The sequence below is a fragment of the Desulfomonile tiedjei genome, from assembly GCA_016212925.1.
In the GTDB taxonomy this organism is placed as follows: domain Bacteria; phylum Desulfobacterota; class Desulfomonilia; order Desulfomonilales; family Desulfomonilaceae; genus JACRDF01.
Genome location: JACRDF010000010.1, coordinates 375,208 through 393,357, shown reverse-complemented (window position 1 = coordinate 393,357; position 18,150 = coordinate 375,208). Strand labels below are relative to the sequence as shown.

The following is an 18,150-nucleotide window of genomic DNA, read 5'->3' as shown; positions in this document are numbered from 1 at the left end:
CGTGATTATAGCCCTCTATTGCGTCAGAGGAAATGGGAATCTTCGGGTCTAGAATCAGAGGGGTGCTAGGCCAAAATGGTTAACCGGTCATTGCAGCTGATCAGTTTATTTACGCCGCAGCGGCCACAACGTGCCCGAATCAGTGACACGGGCGAGGACATCTCCGGTGTTCAGTAACCTTGATCTCAGCTCCCTATTGCTATTGGCCGGGGATTGCCAAACTCAACCCGGAAACCGCGGGGAGAAAAATAGAAGTTTCCATTACCCTCTAATTTCCAGTAGGGGCCCTTTGGGAGCCCTGGACTATTCCGCCAAACGAAAACAGGGAAGCCTAAACAAGCAGGCTTCCCTGTAATATCAGGCTGTTTGGTGGCGGGAGCGACGGGACTCGAACACGCGGCCTCCGGCGCCACAGGAGTCGGGTGCCCCTTGCCTTGTCACAATGGCTTGACATGATACTGAACCCATCGCGTAAGTTGGTCCCTTTGCATCTCCCCGGATGCCAACTGGAGGATAGTCATCTCTGCTTCATCAATGCCAGCGAGGAGTTCATAACCATTCAGCACCAGAAAAACCTCCATAGCGGCCTGCCCCGTGCGCTTGTTCCCTTCAACAAAGGGATGATTTCGTACGATCGAAAAGCACAGCGCTCCCGCCTTGTCAGCGATCGAAGGATACATCTCTTGACCGCCAAAAGACGTTCGGCCTTACCCCCAAGCCGATTCCAATAATCCCAGGTCCAGTATCCCTGGTGCGCCCCCGGTTTGCTCTATGAGACGATTGTGAATTTGAAGCACTTCCTCCAGCGTCAAGAAGCGCATCATGCAAGCCTTCGGTAAAGTCCCTCGTTCTTCTTGAGGACATAGTCTACAGCGCCCCGGAAATCCTCTTCCGGGCTTTCGAGCAGGCGGTCGATGCCGGCACGCACGAGTTCTTCCGCACTGACCCCATATGCTGAGGCTCTTTCCTTGAGCTTGGCCAGTTTGTCTTCGGGAAGACTTATCGTTAAGTCGGTCATGTAAGCCTCATTGCCGAGTTGCAGAGCCAAGGGGCTCCTTGGGAACCCTAGACCAAATGCTAAACAACAACAGGGAAGCCTGACTCCTTGGCTTCCCTGTGATATCAGGCTGTTTGGTGGCGGGAGCGACGAGACTCGAACTCGCGACCTCCGGCGTGACAGGCCGGCGTTCTAACCAAACTGAACTACGCCCCCGCGAAGTGGGCAGTGAAGCATCCTAACTGGTAGGCGGAACAGGATTTGAACCTGTGACCCCCGGCTTGTAAGGCCGGTGCTCTCCCGCTGAGCTACCCGCCCCAAGGCTACAACACCTTGCAGCAATCCAGCAACGGAAGCCACGCTGCATCTTTCTAAAGTAGCGGGTGATAAGTTCTCTGTCAAGGGAAAATGCCGGGAGCCGGTAGGCCTTCAGTTACGGCCGGGAGAATCGTCTATGCCAATGTGGCGCAGGCTTTCCAGCCTGCGATTTTCCCTGCTGTTAATCCGGCAGGCTGGAAAGCCTGCCCCACAATGCGGAAGGCCTACGGGAGCCGGTAACCCGTGACCGGCCCACGGGAATTGTCCGATTTCTGCCATGCCTGTAAAAGAAGTTTTGCAGCCTGCCTATTCTCAAATTCCAATGATTGAAGGCTGGAAGAGACTGTCTCAAGAGTCCAAGACTAGTCCGGATTGTGCCACGAATAGGACTATCCAGCCTTTCCCCTCCCTCACCCCAACCCTCTACCAGAGGGCGAGGGGGACTACCGGCAAGATGCCGGCGCTACAGCAGCCCTGCCCTTTCCCGCCGGGAGAGGACAGGGTGAGGGAGCATTTGTGCTACGATTCCGCCCATGCCATGAGTTTTGAGACAGTCTCGGAAAGCCTGCCCCACGACTCACCGAAATCCGCATGGCTGCTGTCCTTCGCCCACAAATAGATGGTCGCTGCGCTGCGCATCTCGTACACACTCAGGCAATCATGTGCTTGAAGGCGGCTCCTCGTCCGCGTCCGCCTCTTCCTCTCTCATTACTTGTGCCAGAGCATGAAGAGCCTCATTTGTGAGCATGAACAGTACCGCGTCCCCTTTGTGCTTCACCCCGGGCTTTCCCAGAAGTCCGCTTTGCAGGATAAGATCCACTATGGTTTCGGCTGAGTTTCGATCAAGACCGGCCAGGTCCACCGTGACAATGGGCTCGGGTGTAGACAAGCGCTCCATAGCAAGGTCCAAGATGATCGTTTCGCGGTCCTCTTTGAGCGCCCTGATTCCGAACGGAGTAACAGCGCACCAGACTCGGACACCGGGTTGTGCTCCCTCCTTCAAGACCCCTGTGAAGAAATCTACCTTCATGGAACTTGGTGGGTATTAATCATTATTTGCGGAATGCTTGGACTACCGAAACCATCCCTGTTCGCGCAGCGGCTTGCCTCAGTGCGCATGGAGCAGCCGGTGCTTTTTCATCTTGCTGTACAGAGTGCTCCGGCTGATCCCCATCAATTTGGCGGCTCTGTACTTGTTCCATCCGCATTCCTCCAGTACTGAGCTTACATGATCCCGTTCCATAAGGTCCAGGGTTCTGGTGGAACCGTTGACGCACATGGAAGGCTCCTGGAAGCGCAACTCCTGGGGTAAGCCTTCGCAGCGAATAACGTCTTCTCGGGCAAGCACCATGGAGCGTTCAATCACATTTTCCAGTTCCCGGACATTCCCGGGCCAATGATGGCTGAACAAGAGATCCATAGCATCGGGCGAGAACGATCGAATGCTTTTCCCTAATTTGTCATTGTAGTGTTTTACAAAATTTGCCACGAGCTGCGGGATATCTTCTCGCCTTTCTCTAAGCGGCGGCACGTGCACGGAGATGACGTTAAGCCGCCAATAAAGGTCCTCACGGAACGTGCCGTGAGACATGGCCTGCTTCAAGTCCCTATTTGTGGCCGCTATAATTCGAGCGTCAGTGGAAAGCGTTTCTTCCCCGCCTACCCGCTCGAACTTCTTTTCCTGAATGACACGCAAAAGGATGACCTGAGTGGGAAGGCTTATCTCTCCTATTTCATCGAGGAAGATGGTTCCGCCGTCGGCCTGCTCGAATCGCCCCGGCTTCCTGCGGATTGCGCCCGTAAAGGCCCCTTTTTCGTGGCCGAACAGCTCCGAATGGAGGAGCGTTTCCGGATATGCCGCACAATTGATTACTACAAAAGGTCCTTTGCTTCGGAGGCTTTCTTCGTGAATTGTTCTTGCTACGACCTCTTTTCCGGTGCCTGACTCGCCCTGCATCAGCACATTTGAGTCGCTCGTTGAAATATCCAATATCAGGTCACAAATCTCTCGCATCTGAGGGGACCTGCCGAGAAGGGAAGCGAGTTTCTCATTCCGGTCGAGAGTGCGGCTCAACCGGCAATTCACCTGCCGTTCGTGCCTCAAGCTGCTGTACAGCCTTCTTATCCGCAGCATCGCATTTACCCGTGCAATGAGTTCGTCCGGCTCGTACGGCTTGATCAGATAGTCGTCCCCTCCCCTGTTGAGCCCTTCGATCTTGTACTCCAGCGAATCATTAACGGTGAAAATTATTACGGGAATGTATTGGAATTCCGGATGACCCTTCAACTTGGTCACCAGCTCGAATCCATCCATGCCGGGAAGGTTGACGTCCAGCAGGATCATGTCGGGAGGGTCGTCGTCATTGCGTTCGAGCAGGTCCAAGCCCGCTTCTGCCGATTCCGCCAGATCAGCCCTAAAACCTGCAGCTTGTAAGAGTTGCTGCGTGAACGGTCCGTTGTACGGGTCATCCTCGATGATCAGCACATAGCCGGACATGGAAGAGTCGTTCATGTTTGCTCCGGACATGGTCTGCGTTGATGTACCCATTACCGCTGAACGTTACTGGCTTGCGCTCGAATTGGCCGTGTCGCCAACTGCTTTGACCGGCGCTTTCCGCACAAGACCGTTGTGCATTCGTACAATCTTCAAGAAGTTTTTCAGAAGAAGCCCGCCATCCGGGCGTTTCGGCAGAAAGTACTCCGTATGGGCCTGAACACCGTACACGGGCTTCTCAGGATGTCTTATGATTTGATAAGCGCAAAGCTCGTTGGCAGCCAGAGAAATGAAACCCGGGGGCAGTTTCTTCACCTCATCATAGTGATTCTGGACGAGGTTCAAGCTCTGTCCCATGCCCAAAAAAAGAGGGTCTTGCTGCTGAACGTGAACATCGTGCCTCCCGCGCTCGGTGGGATTGTGGCCGTAGGAAAAGCAGTCGTCCTCGCCGCCCTTGATAGGCCCGACCTTTCCGCCGAACGCCAGAGCCAGCGCTTGATGCCCTCCGCATATTCCAATCACCGGGATGTTCATTTCTTCAACAATTACCTTAAGCGCTTTCAAGAACTCGTCCAGATTTTCGCCGTTTTTACCCTTGTAACGACACCACGGCATTCCGTTTGGACTCAGAGCCAGAAACTCGGGTCGCATTTTGGTCATATTTTCCACGGTGATCTCGCGGAACGGCAGGACAATGCCTTGACCTTCTGCTCCCAGTCGGGCCAATGTGTCTCTCACTCGCACCGCCTGCCGGGACGAAGGCCCTGTAAACAGGTTGACGACAATCCAGACAGGACCTGCTCCAGGCGTAGGAGTCTCGACCGGAGGTCTCTTCATTGTGGCTTTGTCGGCCCTTCTCTTCGCCGGCGCCTGCTCCACCAGAGCAAGAGTTATTACCAACATCATAATAATACATAGCTTTACACGCACAATCATTCCCAATACCTTCGAAAGAGCATTCCATCCCTCCTGTCCGAGTAAGATTGGCTCATTTCGCGAAAAAAGTAAAGATAAATATCAAAACATTGTCAATAGTTGTTGGATTTCTTGCATAAGTGTACTACTACCTCTCGCGAGAAGCGCAAGGTGAAACTATACATCTGTGTCAGAACAACCTCGGAGCCGGAGTGAGTTCCGCGTGCGATTTCCTATTGGTTATTTCTTCCGCGGATCGTCCGCCGGGTTAAGGTAAGTAATTCCCCATGGGCCAACCCCGTGCAATTGCACTACGGTCTCTTCCCCGGCCCACGCGAACATGCTGTGCCCCGGTTGAAATACCGCGAAGCTTCCCGGTTTCAAGGCTACGGCTTTCTCTTGGACAAATTGATCGCCGGTTCCCATATGGAACGTTCCGGAGACCACGGTCACGCGTTCGACAACCGGATGGGTGTGCGGCGCTATTCTGTAATTGGCCGGGAACTTGAGGCGGAACGTGAACGGCTCTGCTTTTGTCAAATCCCCTTCAATCACGGCAACTTGTGCGCCGGGCGGCAGTGACGGAGGTCCGTCTGTCCACTTTATATCGGCCGAATTGAGCATATGGTCCCCTGCATCTCGTGCCTGCAAAAGGGAACAAGCCATCAACGCCATTCCAACGGCCACGATTGAAGTCATTAAGCGGTGTGATGCATTCATTGTTGTTTCCTTACCATCGTAATAATTAGAGTCTTAGTTATTTAATAATTCCTTCACGCGCCGCGGGCAACCTGAGGCTCGCGCGGCTCGCTGGAGTGTTCCCGGGGCGGCCGCCAATCAAGCCCCCTAAGGGCACCACCTTCTAATGTTATTTACTACGGTTTTCAGACGGATGCGCTCCTCCGGCTAAGCCAGTATTCGAATGGCCGTGATGCTTGTGCACCACCGCGTGACCGCGGCCGCGGGCAATCAACCATCGGTTGATGGGAAACGCGGCGATACCGGCAAGGATAAGGGAAAAGATGAGGCTTGCCCAGAAAAGCAGCTCACTGAGCCCGGCTTCCATTGCTCCCGGTAAGACGAGCATTACTGCATTGTCGACAAACTCCATAACCGCGATGGAAAGAGTGTCCGATGCAAGCGCGAGCTTGAGAGCGTCACTGACTGCCACGCCTGCACGCAACAACGGCAGCAGGGTCAGGAGGTACCCGAACACAAATGCGAGCACCACGGAGATAGCCACTGTCGGCCAGTTTCCCCAAGCCAGCGCTGTGCCGAGTACCATCCCCAGCACCTCGCCGATGGAACAGCCGGTAAGGCAATGAACCGTGGCGCTGAACGCGAGGCGATTCAGTGAAGGATGATCCGCCCCATGTTTATCTTGATCCATCTGCATACGTCCCCACGAAGTGCAACACCTCATATATAAGGTGTTGCACTTCGTTTGTGAACTTAGGGAATCCAGCCTGGACCCAGGATCGGAGTCCGGGGTGACGACTGACCGGCAATCCCGCGTTTCGCGCGGGACGGTACTATGTCAGCATTGCTTTCCAGGGTTTCGCGGGATTTTTACTCCTCGCAGTGCCAGACCCGTAGATGCCCACCTAACTAAAGAGTTACGAAGATAGATATTACGGAATCCCTAGCTCTGCTAGGGTTCGGTATCGTCAACAGCCGATCGTACCGCTCTAACCATTTCGGAGAGTTCCTCATAACAGTGCTCACAAGATTCATCAGGCCTGCGAATGACCACCACACGGCATCCCGCGATACGCGCGGCTTCGAGCTTGGCCGGAACGCCTCCGGCCTCACCGCTGTCTTTTGTGACGAGGACCCCGATCTTGAAATTCGTAATGACAGCAAGGTTTTCCTCTACTGAAAATGGCCCCCGGCCTCTCACAATGTTTGCTTCGGGAATGCCAGCGGTGAGAGCGGCTTTTACGGACTCGGGATGATCGAGCACTCTGACGAACAGCGCCGATCCGGTTCTGGAGCATGCTTTGACGTACGGCCGCAAATGGGTAGAGCCTGTGGTAAGCAGGATCGAACCACCTAGAGAGCAAGCCAGGGTGGCTGCTTCCTCGTGGTTGGCTGCAAAATGCAGGTCAGCCGCAGGCTCGATGACTTCCGGCCTACGCCACCTGAGGCAAGGCAAATCGAGGGTCGCAGCTACTTTCCTCGCATTTGCATGGGCTGCTTCAGCGTACGGATGGGTCGCGTCCACTATGGCCCTTACCCCGCGATCTCGTGCCAACAGCAGCATTGCCTGTTCATCCAGCGGGCCGATTCTCCGAGTGACTTTCCCGTGGTGGCCCAACTCAAGGGGCAAATCCGTAACCGTAGATACCAGCACCTCAAATCCTGCGTCGGCCAAAGCTGCGGCCAGCGGGGCGGTTTCAGCCGTGCCCCCGAGAAGAAGGATCATACCTTGTACCCTCGTGGGGTAACAAACCATCTGTCCATCAACCTGGAGGAACTGTTCCCTACTATCACCAGGCTCCTCATGTTGATCTCGGTTTCGAGGAAGTGGTCCAGATCTGAGATCACAATGCTCTCGTCTTCCGTACCAACGGCTGTAGCGACCCCAACCGGCGTTGTGCCCGGACGATGGTTGCGAAGTATTTCCGCGGCTTCTGTGAGCTGAGCCTTGCGCTTGCGGCTCCTTGGATTGTACAGGACTACGACCATGTCGGCAGCGGCCACGGCTTCCAGACGCTTCCGGATGGTTTCCCACGGCACGAGGAGATCGCTGAGACTGATCGCGGCAAAGTCGAGCATGAGCGGGGCCCCTAACTTGGCCGCCGCGGCTGTAGCGGAAGTGACCCCGGGGACGATCTCGATAGGGACATCCATTCCGTTAGTCGTGGCCAGCTCCAGGGCCAGTCCTGCCATACCATAGATCCCTGCGTCGCCTGACGATATCAGGGCCACGTTCTCCCCTTGCCGGGCTCGCTCCAGGGCCGCGTTGCATCGCTCCAATTCCTTGGTCATGCCTGACGAGATGACTTCTTTACCTGCAAGGAGGTCTTCGATCAATTCCAGGTATCTTTTGTAGCCCACCACCACGCGGCAAGACGCTATCACCTCTTCGGCACGCCTGGTGCGATCTAACCGGCCACCTGGTCCGATGCCTACCACAAACAGTTTTCCCGAGCCACGGCCACTGTGACGCCGCTGAACTTCTTTTTCCGAAGAACTAATTTTGTCCTCCTCCCTGCCAGAAGAGCCGAAGGTTCGGCCACCGCAGGCAGGTTGACCTTTTCCTGAACAAAGTCTGAGCGTTGAAATCGTTTCGTGGAGTTGCGAATCTCGTCCGAGGGGATCAATCGTAAAGGCAGTCCAAGCTCGCGGGCCGCGTCGATCAATCCCTCTTCATCAGCCTTTAAGTCCGCTGAAGCCAGTACCCGGACCTGGTCCAGGGACGCGTTGGCCTCATCCAGTCCCGCTTTGATGGCCTCGATTATCCGCGCGGCCGGTGTTCCGCGACGGCAGCCGATTCCAACAATAAGGTTCTTCTTTGCCTCTGTGGTGGTCGTTACAATCGGTTCAGCTCCGATGATGTTCCCCACCGCCATTGCAAGATCGTTCGCACCGCCTTCATGACCGCTCAATACGCTGATAGCGTACCGGGCGCAAACATCCACCGCCACAACGCCGGGGTCCCGGGTCTTGTGCTTTATATTCGGAGCGAGTGCTCTCACGACCACACCGCACGGAGCAACGTAAACCAGTCCTTGATACCGGTTGAAAATATCTTTTGTAAGACTGACGATGCTTTTGAACCTGCGCCCCTGCCATTCAGGGCCAACGCTTTCGTGCAGGAAAACATCCGCGTCCGGCAATCCCTCGACCAGCCGTGTGGCCACGGCAGCTCCTTCCGTGGAGAGCGTTATGACTGCAATTCTCACTCGGGAGTCCCTCTGCGGAATTCATGAGAAAACGTCGCGTCGTACAACTTTGACGCAGGGATTTCCCTGCCCAGCGCTTGACCGACCAGGATCAGAGCGGTTTTCTTTATACCCGCGGCCTGCGTTTTTGCGCCAATATCCCCGAGAGTCCCCACAATTACTTTTTGATCCGGCCATGTGGCCCTATAGACCAGGGCTGCGGGGCACTCCCGGCCGTAATGTTCGGCCAGACGATCGGCTATTTCTTCTATCTTGTCGGCTGACAGAAAAATGCACAGAGTAGATCCGGTCCGAGCCAGCCGGTCCAGGTCCTGCTCTTCGGGTACCGGAGTCCGACCCGGCGCTCTGGTCAAGATGATCGTCTGCGCGACCTCCGGCGCGGTCAGCTCCGACTTTAACACGGCTGCCGCGGCCTGAAACGAGCTTACCCCCGGAACCACCTCGTACTCTATCCCCAGGCTATCCAACTCGTTCATTTGCTCTCTGATGGCCCCGTAGATTGACGGATCGCCCGAATGCAGACGCACCACATCAATATCTCTCGCTTGGGCATCCTTGCAAAGGTCCACTATCTCTTGAAGGCTCAATTTCGCGGAGTCATACTTCTCCGTCCGTTGGGGAAGTAATGCAATGACACCAGGGCTTATCAGCGAACCAGCGTAAATGCATATGCGGCAATTCCTTAAGAGACCGGCTGCCTTGACCGTGAGGAGTTCCGGGTCGCCTGGCCCTGCTCCCACGAAATAAACCTTCATCCGCCCTCCCCTTTGAAAGCATGGACCAGTATCACGCTCAAGTTAGCCTCATCGGGAGCCTTGGCCGCGAGGTTCCTGAGGTCCGTTTCGATCCGCTCCCCGGCCAGTCCGGCTCGGCTTACCAGTATTGCGTTGTCAATGTGTCCGGAGGTTTCCAGGAGTTTCAGGACCTGGCCGAACCTCTTTCCAATTTTCATCAGGATAACTGTTCCGCCCAGTAATAATGCCCGCTCCAGGGCCTCAAGATCGTCAGAAATCGGAACCACCGTCACAGGCTCCTGCCCTACCCCAATGGGGAATTCAACAAGAGCAGCAGCAGCGCTAAACGCGGTAACACCCGGAACGGTCACAACTTTTGCATCAGGGAGATGCGTTCGAAGGCCTTTGAGCATGTAAATGTACGTGGAATACATCAGCGTGTCGCCAAGGGTCAGATAGCACGCGTCCTCGCCGGTCCTCAATACCGAGGCTATCGCCTGAGTGGAAGCTTCCCATTTTGTTCGAAGTTTCTCTCGATCTTTGGTCATCGGGAATTCGATCATTGTCACATTACATGCGCCGGGAATGTGCTGCTTTGCGATGGACAGGGCGAGGCTTTCATCACGGGGAGGCGCCTTGGGCACGAAAACATGCTGGCATCGAGCTAGCAGCCTGGCGCCTTTTACCGTAATTAGCTCGGGATCGCCGGGGCCGATGCCTATGCCGTAGAGGATTCCTTGCTTCATTTGACCATCGTGCCATTAATGATTAGAACAACTGTTCGAGAGTTCACTCTAAGCCCGGAAAGCTCGTCCGCGCATACTTCAAGCACCTGTTCGTTATCCAGCGTAAGGTCCTGGCAAACGAATATCCTGCGGTCCTTCCCGAGCTGAACCGCGAGATTTGCAATCCATTCCACGGCTTCCTGTCGTCCGGCGAGCACTGCGAGCTTATCCTCGTTCCTCAGGGACGCCAACAGGGCCTCATCGGGATTCTCCTTGTGTGCACTAATGATCCTCGCATCAGCCCAGTCGAGTCCCAATCTTGCGAACGCGGCTTGGACCGAGCTGACACCGGGAATAACCTCGCACGATTCACGTCCAAAGCGTTGTATCACGCGTTTCGCAAGGCTGAAAAGTCCGGGGTCCCCACTGACCAGGACCGCCACAGGTCTATGTTCCGCGTGTGCCGCAATCAAATCCAGGGCTTGGCCTACATCGCCCCCGATAGGTAGCTGTTCAGCCTCAGCATCGGGAAACAAGTCCAACAGCCTCTGTGCACCAACCAACAATTCAGCCTGTTGGACCGCTCGAATGGCCGCTCGGGTGAGATAATCCGGGGAGCCGGGACCGCATCCAACTATGGTGATCTTCATTGCCACGTTTCGAGGTCTCCGTGCTGCCCAAGTATTTCCCCGCGAAGATTGACCAGCACTACCGCAATGATGAATCGCTCTCTGGTTCGTTCGGACACGGCCTCACCTATCAAGCGGGCCAGTTCGCTCGCTAAGAATTTTCGCTCGCCCTCCGAAAGGGCTGAGAAGATGCCCTCAACCGTCGGGGGCCTTTCGCCCATGGGTTGGCCGAAGAGCTTCTCACCGAGGCTTACAACAAATCCCACGGCGCTCCGAGATCGCGATGAATGAGTATCCCAGTTCCCATCTGCAAGCTTGGCTAGTTTCCCCGGATGGCCCAGTACCAGCAAGCGCTCAAAGTCGTAAGGGACTGCTTGGTCCAACATGAATCCCCATTCATTGCTCACCTCGACCAGTTGCTCCGGTGACAGGCGAAAGTGCTTTCCCGCGGCCCGCGCTCCGATGCGTCCCGGCACAAAAACGGGCGCGGTGACTTTGCACGCCTGCGCCACACTCAGTGAGCACTTCAGCGCATCCCGAAGGGCTGAACTGCTGAAGGGCCGCACGACTCCGGAAGTCCCCAGTATGGAGAGCCCACCCTGAACGCCCAGCCGCGGGTTGAAGGTCTTGTCGGCCAGTTCCTTGCCGCCCGGTATGGAAATTGCTACCCGTACACCTCGATCTGTGACCTCACGGACCGCGTCCATGATCATCCGCCGCGGAACAGGATTTATGGCCGGTTCACCAGGAGGCAGAGCGAGGCCGGGCTTGGTGACCGTACCTACTCCTTCTCCTGCTGCGATGACAAAGCCTTCCTGATCCAGCCATGACACTGCGGCCTTAACCAGCACACCGTCAGTTACGTCGGGATCGTCCCCCGCGTCCTTACGAACCGCGGCCCAGGCCGAATGGGAACCACGGCCGCTTGCCTCGACCGGCAGGGTCACCCTGGAACCGTCAGGAAGGCCGATCTCCACCTGTGCCGGGGCTGACACCCCTTCCGAAACTATTGTAGCTGCCTTGGCCGCAGCCGCGGCGCAAGTTCCGGTGGTGAATCCTGTACGGAGCTTGGAGCGTTTCATTCCATCCAAATCTTCGGTCAGCCCTGGCGTAACGCCACTGAGCAAAGCGCATGCAAGGTGCTCACAGCCAGCGGACTCCCTCCCCGTCTGCCCGCGATCGCTATGAACGGGACATCCAGGGACATCAGCTCTTCCTTGCTCTCCACCACGTGGACAAAGCCCACCGGCATTGCCACGACCAGAGACGGTTTGATGCCATCCTCCATGATGAGGCGATTCAGCTCCATCAAAGCCACAGGAGCGTTGCCGAAGACTGCAATGCTCCCATGCAAAACAGCCCGGGCCTTTCGCACTGCGAAAAGGGAGCGGGGAAGTCCGTTCTCACGTGCCGCCTTGGCCACATCGTCATCAGCCACATGACACTGAATATCGGCTGGGCCGTATTCAGAGCGAACTTGCCTCAGCCGGGCCAGAGACAGCCCCGATTTGATCATGTTGGAATCCACATATACAGGAGCGCCTGCTCGCAATCCAGCCACGCCGGAATCAACCGCATCCGGGGAAAACCGCACCTCTCGGGCAAGGGAAAAATCAGCGGTGGTGTGGATCATGCGCCTCACGATCTCCCACTGGGCCGGAGAGAAGTCATGCGCCGGCGCCTCTTGGTCGATTATCTCGAAGGAGCGCTGTTCTATTTGCTCTCCACTCATGGGGCGCTTATAGAGGCCATGAATAAGCGGTTTAGAGGGGTTGTCCGTTTTCATACCTTCCTTCTCTGAGAGCGATGACACATGTCATACCAAGCACCGCTTACGCTGGTGGCTTCCCGATCAATTATCGGCATTGCTGGCCATGCCTGAGATATTAAGAAATCAAATCGTTTCCCATATCGGTGGGATGAACACATTCCACCACACATATATTTTGTAGCAATATGCTACAATGATGGTGACAATTGCTGTTATGACAAAAATTCTCCCCAACATTGGGAGCCTCCATCAGAGGAACGTCTTTCAACCTCGATCTGAAAAATTTCCTCGGCCTTTCCTCCTGACGCCGTTGTACCATAAACAATCGCTCGGCGGGAGGTGATCCTGTGCTCTTGGTAATTCTAAGAGCTGCCGAAAGGAGCGTTCCGTTCGGGTGCCACTGCTGGCTTGTCCAGCAGTGCATGACCAGGAAACACTGCTGGACAAGCCAGCAGTGGCACCCATGCATAAGCGCACTGCACGAAGGCCATCTCAAAACGCCGGAGCGCAGGGATGCCCAGGTGGGGGCGGTTCACGAACCGCCCCTACAACACTTGGCACCGCATCTGTCTAATTCACGTCCCCAGCATCACCGAACACCTTCCCGGCAAATGCCCAAGAAATGCCTTATGGATTCAGGCTTTGATGCAAAATGCATGTGAATATAGCTGACCAGAATTCTGCCCTTCTGAAATCCCTCCGGCACAGCCTTGGTGGCCCGCCGGTGTTGCACATTATACGCGGCGGTCCAACCGGATTCTTGCCATTCCTCGCCCACAAGCTCCGAGTAGTGGAATTCGTGGCCCCTGAGCTTGTCTCCCCGCTTTCCGAAAAGGGAGTCATGCGTGAACTTCACTTCAACATATCCTAACGATCTGAGCCGGTCCAGCATTCTGGTCCATGCGGGAAATAGTCCGACAAGATTGTGGCGCTTCCCGTCCAGCGTTTCAATTCCTTGGGCCAAGTACATCAGCCCGCCGCACTCTGCGTAAATCGGCTTGCCCGCTTCACCAAAGTCCTTGAAAGCTCGCAGCATCTTCGTGTTTTGAGCGAGCCGTTCAGCGAACTCCTCAGGATATCCGCCGCCGATATATATCCCATCGATTCCCCGCGGCAATTCGCTATCCTCCAAGGGCGAAAAACGTATCAGGTCGCATCCGTTCCGCTCAAATTCTTCCAAGTTGTCCAGGTAATAGAAGTGAAAGGCCTGGTCACAGGCTAAGCCTATTCTGACGGGCCTCCCTGATGGCTGCGGAGCAGCCGTCACATTTGTGTGCTGGAACGGCGCGAAGGCCTGAGCTTTTTTCAGGATTGCTGCAACGTTCAAGTGACGTTCGACTGCTTCTCCCAGAGAGTCCAGGATAGTGGGTGTCAGAATCCCGGTATCAGCAGTGACAAGACCAAGATGTCGATTCGGAAGCTCCGAGAAAGCGCCCCTGGGAACCGCGCCCACTTGTTGGGGGAGCCGAGAGAACTTCAGCGCCTCTGCCAACCATTCTCCGTGCCGCGCGGAACCGCAGTGGTTCGAGATCACACCAGCAATATTCAAGCTCGGTTCAAATTCGGCAAAACCTTTGACAATAGGGGCAAGACTTCGGGCTACACCATGCACGTTTACAAGCAGCAGCACCGGGGAGTCCAGCCACATGGCGATTTGGGCTGTGCTTCCTTCGAGGCTGTCAAAATCAGCGCCGTCGAAAAGCCCCATGACTCCTTCAATTACAGCAATGTCGGCATCCGCGGAAGCCCTGGCAAAGAGGTCTTGCACGTAGTCGTTGCCGGTCATCCAGCCGTCGAGGTTGTAGCAGGGCCGCTCCGAAGCCAGCGACAGGTATGTCGGGTCGAGATAGTCCGGCCCCACTTTAAAGGTCTGAACCTTTAGCCCGCGCTTCTTCAGGGCCACGACAAGGCCGAGCGATACGGTGGTCTTGCCTACACCACTGTTCGCGCCTGCTATGACTATTCTGGGGCAGGACAGGGTTAAACTCCTTTTCCTCCACAAGTGTCAGCGGAAAACCTCAAACGGTTCCACTCCATGCCTGAACCAGAAGGAGGCGCAAGACCAAAAAGGCCAGCAGCGTGATGCCAGAGGTCACCAGCATCATGGAATTGGCAGTCCTGATATGGTACGGCTCGGGACCTACCAGCGGGTCACCCAATTCAGGCTTGTTGGATGGTTTCCCCTGATAATGACTGAGACCTCCCAGACGCAGGCCCAGTGCGCCGGCCATCGCTGCTTCCGATTGGCCCGCGTTTGGGCTCGGGTGTTTGTTTCGGTCGCGAAGGAATACCCTCAGCGAATTCAAAGCCCGTTGCCTGAGAATCAAAGCCGCGATCGGGACCAGAATGGCCGTAAGCCTGCTGGGAACAAACGCGGCCACATCGTCCAGCTTTGCCGATGCCCATCCGAATTCCCGATACCTCTCGTTCTTATACCCGAAGGTGGAATCAAGCGTGCTCACGGCCTTGTAGGCCATAATTCCAACCGGGCCTCCGATGACCGCGAAAAACAACGGGGCCGTCACACCGTCCACCATGTTCTCCGAAACACTTTCCACTGTGGCACGGATGACGCCGCTGGAGTCAAGAGCCTCGGTATCACGGCCGCAAATCATCCCGACCTTGATTCTTGCTTCGTCGAGATCCCCCGCAGCGAGGGCTTTCCAGACCTCGACGCTGTGGTCGATCATGTCCCGTGCGGCCAGACCCGTGTAAATGATCCATACGGATACAGCCTCACCGAATGCAGGGTGCACAATCGCGGCCAGGCGCACTATGCCGTAGGTCAATCCCGCGGTCACAAGAATTACCGAGGCCGCTGTTGCGATGCCTGCAAGCCGGGGGTTCTTTGCTATCCTGCGGAGGGGCTGTTCCAGCAAAATGGCGAATCGCCCGATAAATTTAACAGGATGCGGCAACCAACGCGGGTCGCCCAGGACAATATCAAGGGCCAAGGCGAGCAGGATCTGGTATTCCAGCGCCATCAAAGCCCCAGTTGCTTGTAAATGAAGTCCATTTTGATGTTGCAGCGAACCGCGTCGGCCAACCTGTCGATGGCCGGCTCCAAATTGTATCGGCCGGCGATCTTGCCCAGCGCGGGTAACCCCTTTCGGACCCTAAGCCTGTCGATGAACCATCGCCGGAACCCGTCCGCATCGAATATTCCGTGCAAATACGTTCCCCAACAGCGGCCTCCGTCCGGGGATCCGACCCCCTCGATCTGGCCGTCGTCGCGTCGTATCATCGGCCGGGTTTCGTCGGACCGGGTTTGGCCGTGGTGGATTTCGTATCCTGTGACTTGCTGGCCTGATTCCAAATGAACCGCGCGAACCCTCGTAAGCGTCTTCTCGATGGCCATTACTGTTGATAGCTTCAGAAGGCCCAGGCCCTCAATGGTTTGTCCATCCGACTCTATTTTATGGGGATCCGCGATGCTTTGTCCGATCATCTGGAAGCCGCCGCAAACGCCTACTATTTCGGTCCGACCGCTCCGGCCAAGACTTGAAATCTTGTCTGCGAGCCCATTTTCGCGGAGGTGAGCGAGGTCGCCGGGCACGTTTTTGCTTCCCGGCAAGATTATCGCGTCAGGACGATCAAGGTCTTCAGACGATCTCACCACACGCAGCCGCACGTCCGGTTCCGTTCGGAAAGCGTCGAAATCCGTGAAGTTGGAAATATGGGGCAGGTCAATCACCGCAATTTCCACATGGTCCCCCTGCGGGCGATGATCGTCGAAGAAGCCGCTCTTAAAGGTCACGGAATCCTCTTCGGGCAGGCCGAGGTTCTGAAGGAACGGGACTACCCCTATTACAGGCCGGCCGGTATGCCGCTCCGTATAGTCCAAAGCATCCGAGAGGATATCAGCCCTGCCTCGAAAACGGTTCACCAAGAACCCTGCAACCAGCCGACGCTCCCACTCAGCCAAAACCTCCATGGTGCCCACAAATGAGCCGAACACCCCTCCCCGGTCGATGTCTCCCACGAGGATGACCGGTGAATTTGCATACTTGGCCATCTTCATGTTCGCTATGTCGTGATGCTTGAGGTTTACCTCCGCAGGGCTGCCCGCGCCCTCCAGGACCACAACGTCAAAGTCCGCGGCCAGCGAATCAAACGCTTCACACGCGGAGGCAAAGGCCTGAGGCTTGTATTCCACGTATTCCAGCACGTCCATATTGCCGACAGGTTTGCCATTGATTATTACCTGGCTGCCCGTGTCGCTGTTGGGCTTGAGCAGAATGGGATTCATGCGCACGTCCGGCTCCAGGCGGCATGCCTGGGCCTGAACCACCTGCGCCCGCCCCATTTCACCGCCGGCTCGTGTCACAAAAGAGTTCAGCGACATGTTTTGGGACTTGAACGGAGCCACGCGATAGCCGTCCTGCAAAAGTATCCGGCAAAGGGCCGCGGTCAAGACGCTCTTCCCCGCGTTGGAGCTTGTCCCCTGGAACATTATCGCCGGCCGCGTGGGCCGTCTTCGAGTCCGGCTTGTTAAGCCCAAGGCCTCTCCGAGGGATTCCACCAGCCGAGAATTCTCTTCTGCGGTCCTCACTGCAACACGGAAATAGCGCTTGTCCAGCCCTTCAAAATTGTCGCATACGCGGATGGCAATACCACGCTCAAGTAATTTGGCAGCCAGGCCATGAGCTTCAATGTCACCGCGGTCGATTCGTACGAGCAGAAAATTCGCGTGCCCCGGATAGACCTTCAGTCCCGGGATGGACTTGATCTGAGCTGCCAGGCTTTGGCGTTGTTCATGCACGAAGGTGCGGCTAGTCGCAACGTAATCGGAATCCGCCATCGCGGCGCAACCGACAGCCTGCGAAATCCGATTTACCGACCAGGGCTGTTGGATTGCTTCGACCTTGCGCACCAGTTTCGGTTCAGCCAGAGCGCACCCCAGACGCAGGCCCGGTATGGCAAAGGTCTTGGTCAGTGAAATCAGCACGATGATGTCCGCGGCCCGATCGGCCGAAAAAGAAGGGACTTCATGTGCCAGGTCCACAAAAGCCTCGTCTATTACAAAGACCGTCGATGGGTGGCGTGCCGCCAACGCCCTTAGAAGGCCTACATCCAGAGGGGCTCCGGTCGGGTTGTTGGGATGGCCGAGGAAGACAATCTCATCGCCGGTGAGATGGGACTCAATCTGTTCAAAATCTACTCTGAAATTGAGGTCTTCTCGGAGCGGAACTCGGATCGCTTCGAGTCCGGCAAGCTCCGACGCGGAAACGTAATCCGAGTAAGACGGGACCGGCACAATAACGCGGCTTTTCTGCAGTGCCGCAGGGATAAGATAGATCAGCTCGGTGGAACCGTTGCCGACAAGCACTTCCGCCAATTCAGCATTGTATCTGGATGCCACGGCTCTTTTCAGATCCCGGCAGTAAGGATCGGGATAGTTGACCACAGACTCCAGCGACGAGCTGACCACGGCACGCAGCCATTCCGGCGGCCCAAGCGGGTTGATATTGGCCGAAAAATCGAGCAATCGCGATTCGGGAAGACCCGCTCGTTCGGCTAATTCTTTTGTGCGCCCGCCGTGTTTGAAATTTGCCATGACTGTTTAATGCACTCTGCTTGAGTATGCTCAACCTCTGACACGACCTCATTGCCGGAAGTCCGGCCTTTGAGATCGCGACAACGTTCAGATCCGAAGGAG

At 56.0% G+C, this 18,150-nt stretch carries 17 protein-coding genes, 2 tRNA genes and 1 pseudogene; all 20 read right to left on the bottom strand.

Features of this window, described 5'->3' with window-relative positions:
* Window positions 1-437 precede the first annotated feature (437 nt).
* The 20 genes and pseudogenes from HY913_05895 to HY913_05800 all read right to left on the bottom strand — a co-directional run bounded on the left by HY913_05895 (window position 438) and on the right by HY913_05800 (window position 18,048).
* Window positions 438-824, bottom strand: a pseudogene (locus HY913_05895) (type II toxin-antitoxin system death-on-curing family toxin).
* Window positions 821-1,018: a DNA-binding protein gene (locus HY913_05890; protein ID MBI4962790.1), complete on the bottom strand. Its 198-nt coding sequence runs from the start codon at window positions 1,016-1,018 to the stop codon at window positions 821-823. Before HY913_05890 ends, HY913_05895 begins: the two are co-directional and overlap by 4 nt.
* A gap of 117 nt (window positions 1,019-1,135) precedes the next feature.
* Window positions 1,136-1,213: transfer RNA gene (locus tag HY913_05885), tRNA-Asp, on the bottom strand.
* Window positions 1,214-1,240: 27 nt separating this feature from the next.
* A tRNA-Val gene (locus tag HY913_05880) sits at window positions 1,241-1,315 on the bottom strand.
* Between the two features lie 658 nt (window positions 1,316-1,973).
* Window positions 1,974-2,345, bottom strand: coding sequence for a hypothetical protein (locus tag HY913_05875; GenBank protein ID MBI4962789.1), 372 nt, complete (start codon window positions 2,343-2,345; stop codon window positions 1,974-1,976).
* Between the two features lie 78 nt (window positions 2,346-2,423).
* Complete coding sequence (locus HY913_05870; protein MBI4962788.1) at window positions 2,424-3,827, bottom strand: sigma-54-dependent Fis family transcriptional regulator; 1,404 nt, start codon at window positions 3,825-3,827, stop codon at window positions 2,424-2,426.
* Between the two features lie 48 nt (window positions 3,828-3,875).
* On the bottom strand, window positions 3,876-4,745 hold the full coding sequence (locus tag HY913_05865) for a gamma-glutamyl-gamma-aminobutyrate hydrolase family protein (protein MBI4962787.1): 870 nt from the start codon (window positions 4,743-4,745) through the stop codon (window positions 3,876-3,878).
* Between the two features lie 219 nt (window positions 4,746-4,964).
* Window positions 4,965-5,348 (bottom strand): cupin domain-containing protein, encoded by a 384-nt coding sequence (locus tag HY913_05860; protein MBI4962786.1) that lies wholly within the window; start codon window positions 5,346-5,348, stop codon window positions 4,965-4,967.
* A gap of 244 nt (window positions 5,349-5,592) precedes the next feature.
* On the bottom strand, window positions 5,593-6,120 hold the full coding sequence (locus tag HY913_05855; GenBank protein ID MBI4962785.1) for a DUF4396 domain-containing protein: 528 nt from the start codon (window positions 6,118-6,120) through the stop codon (window positions 5,593-5,595).
* Window positions 6,121-6,375: 255 nt separating this feature from the next.
* Window positions 6,376-7,149, bottom strand: coding sequence for a precorrin-6A reductase (cobK, locus tag HY913_05850; GenBank protein ID MBI4962784.1), 774 nt, complete (start codon window positions 7,147-7,149; stop codon window positions 6,376-6,378).
* On the bottom strand, window positions 7,146-7,862 hold the full coding sequence (gene cobJ, locus HY913_05845; GenBank protein ID MBI4962783.1) for a precorrin-3B C(17)-methyltransferase: 717 nt from the start codon (window positions 7,860-7,862) through the stop codon (window positions 7,146-7,148). Before cobJ ends, cobK begins: the two co-directional genes overlap by 4 nt.
* A complete protein-coding gene (locus HY913_05840; protein ID MBI4962782.1) occupies window positions 7,856-8,632 on the bottom strand; it encodes a cobalamin biosynthesis protein in 777 nt (258 codons plus the stop codon). The genes cobJ and HY913_05840 overlap by 7 nt, the downstream gene beginning before the upstream one ends.
* Complete coding sequence (gene cobM, locus HY913_05835) at window positions 8,629-9,387, bottom strand: precorrin-4 C(11)-methyltransferase (protein ID MBI4962781.1); 759 nt, start codon at window positions 9,385-9,387, stop codon at window positions 8,629-8,631. The genes HY913_05840 and cobM overlap by 4 nt, the downstream gene beginning before the upstream one ends.
* On the bottom strand, window positions 9,384-10,112 hold the full coding sequence (cobI, locus tag HY913_05830) for a precorrin-2 C(20)-methyltransferase (GenBank protein ID MBI4962780.1): 729 nt from the start codon (window positions 10,110-10,112) through the stop codon (window positions 9,384-9,386). The genes cobM and cobI overlap by 4 nt, the downstream gene beginning before the upstream one ends.
* Window positions 10,109-10,747 carry a precorrin-6y C5,15-methyltransferase (decarboxylating) subunit CbiE gene (gene cbiE / locus HY913_05825; GenBank protein MBI4962779.1) on the bottom strand — a complete coding sequence of 213 codons (639 nt, stop codon included), beginning with the start codon at window positions 10,745-10,747 and terminating at the stop codon, window positions 10,109-10,111. Before cbiE ends, cobI begins: the two co-directional genes overlap by 4 nt.
* Entirely contained in the window at window positions 10,738-11,802 is a 1,065-nt protein-coding gene (gene cbiD / locus HY913_05820; protein MBI4962778.1) for a cobalamin biosynthesis protein CbiD, read from the bottom strand. The genes cbiE and cbiD overlap by 10 nt, the downstream gene beginning before the upstream one ends.
* 17 nt (window positions 11,803-11,819) lie before the next feature.
* Complete coding sequence (locus tag HY913_05815) at window positions 11,820-12,506, bottom strand: precorrin-8X methylmutase (GenBank protein MBI4962777.1); 687 nt, start codon at window positions 12,504-12,506, stop codon at window positions 11,820-11,822.
* Between the two features lie 574 nt (window positions 12,507-13,080).
* Window positions 13,081-14,469 carry a cobyrinate a,c-diamide synthase gene (locus HY913_05810; protein ID MBI4962776.1) on the bottom strand — a complete coding sequence of 463 codons (1,389 nt, stop codon included), beginning with the start codon at window positions 14,467-14,469 and terminating at the stop codon, window positions 13,081-13,083.
* 40 nt (window positions 14,470-14,509) lie between these two features.
* Complete coding sequence (gene cobD, locus HY913_05805; GenBank protein ID MBI4962775.1) at window positions 14,510-15,475, bottom strand: cobalamin biosynthesis protein CobD; 966 nt, start codon at window positions 15,473-15,475, stop codon at window positions 14,510-14,512.
* A complete protein-coding gene (locus HY913_05800) occupies window positions 15,475-18,048 on the bottom strand; it encodes a cobyric acid synthase (GenBank protein ID MBI4962774.1) in 2,574 nt (857 codons plus the stop codon). Before HY913_05800 ends, cobD begins: the two co-directional genes overlap by 1 nt.
* Window positions 18,049-18,150 lie beyond the last annotated feature (102 nt).

Bases quoted from the DNA above. Each gene is read 5' to 3' on its own strand.
- HY913_05890 (MBI4962790.1), bottom strand. From the start codon at position 1,018: ATGACCGACTTAACGATAAGTCTTCCCGAAGACAAACTGGCCAAGCTC.
- HY913_05875 (MBI4962789.1), bottom strand. From the start codon at position 2,345: ATGAAGGTAGATTTCTTCACAGGGGTCTTGAAGGAGGGAGCACAACCC.
- HY913_05870 (MBI4962788.1), bottom strand. From the start codon at position 3,827: ATGAACGACTCTTCCATGTCCGGCTATGTGCTGATCATCGAGGATGAC.
- HY913_05865 (MBI4962787.1), bottom strand. From the start codon at position 4,745: ATGATTGTGCGTGTAAAGCTATGTATTATTATGATGTTGGTAATAACT.
- HY913_05860 (MBI4962786.1), bottom strand. From the start codon at position 5,348: ATGCTCAATTCGGCCGATATAAAGTGGACAGACGGACCTCCGTCACTG.
- HY913_05855 (MBI4962785.1), bottom strand. From the start codon at position 6,120: ATGCAGATGGATCAAGATAAACATGGGGCGGATCATCCTTCACTGAAT.
- cobK (MBI4962784.1), bottom strand. From the start codon at position 7,149: ATGATCCTTCTTCTCGGGGGCACGGCTGAAACCGCCCCGCTGGCCGCA.
- cobM (MBI4962781.1), bottom strand. From the start codon at position 9,387: ATGAAGGTTTATTTCGTGGGAGCAGGGCCAGGCGACCCGGAACTCCTC.
- cobI (MBI4962780.1), bottom strand. From the start codon at position 10,112: ATGAAGCAAGGAATCCTCTACGGCATAGGCATCGGCCCCGGCGATCCC.
- cbiD (MBI4962778.1), bottom strand. From the start codon at position 11,802: ATGAAACGCTCCAAGCTCCGTACAGGATTCACCACCGGAACTTGCGCC.
- HY913_05815 (MBI4962777.1), bottom strand. From the start codon at position 12,506: ATGAAAACGGACAACCCCTCTAAACCGCTTATTCATGGCCTCTATAAG.
- cobD (MBI4962775.1), bottom strand. From the start codon at position 15,475: ATGGCGCTGGAATACCAGATCCTGCTCGCCTTGGCCCTTGATATTGTC.
- HY913_05800 (MBI4962774.1), bottom strand. From the start codon at position 18,048: ATGGCAAATTTCAAACACGGCGGGCGCACAAAAGAATTAGCCGAACGA.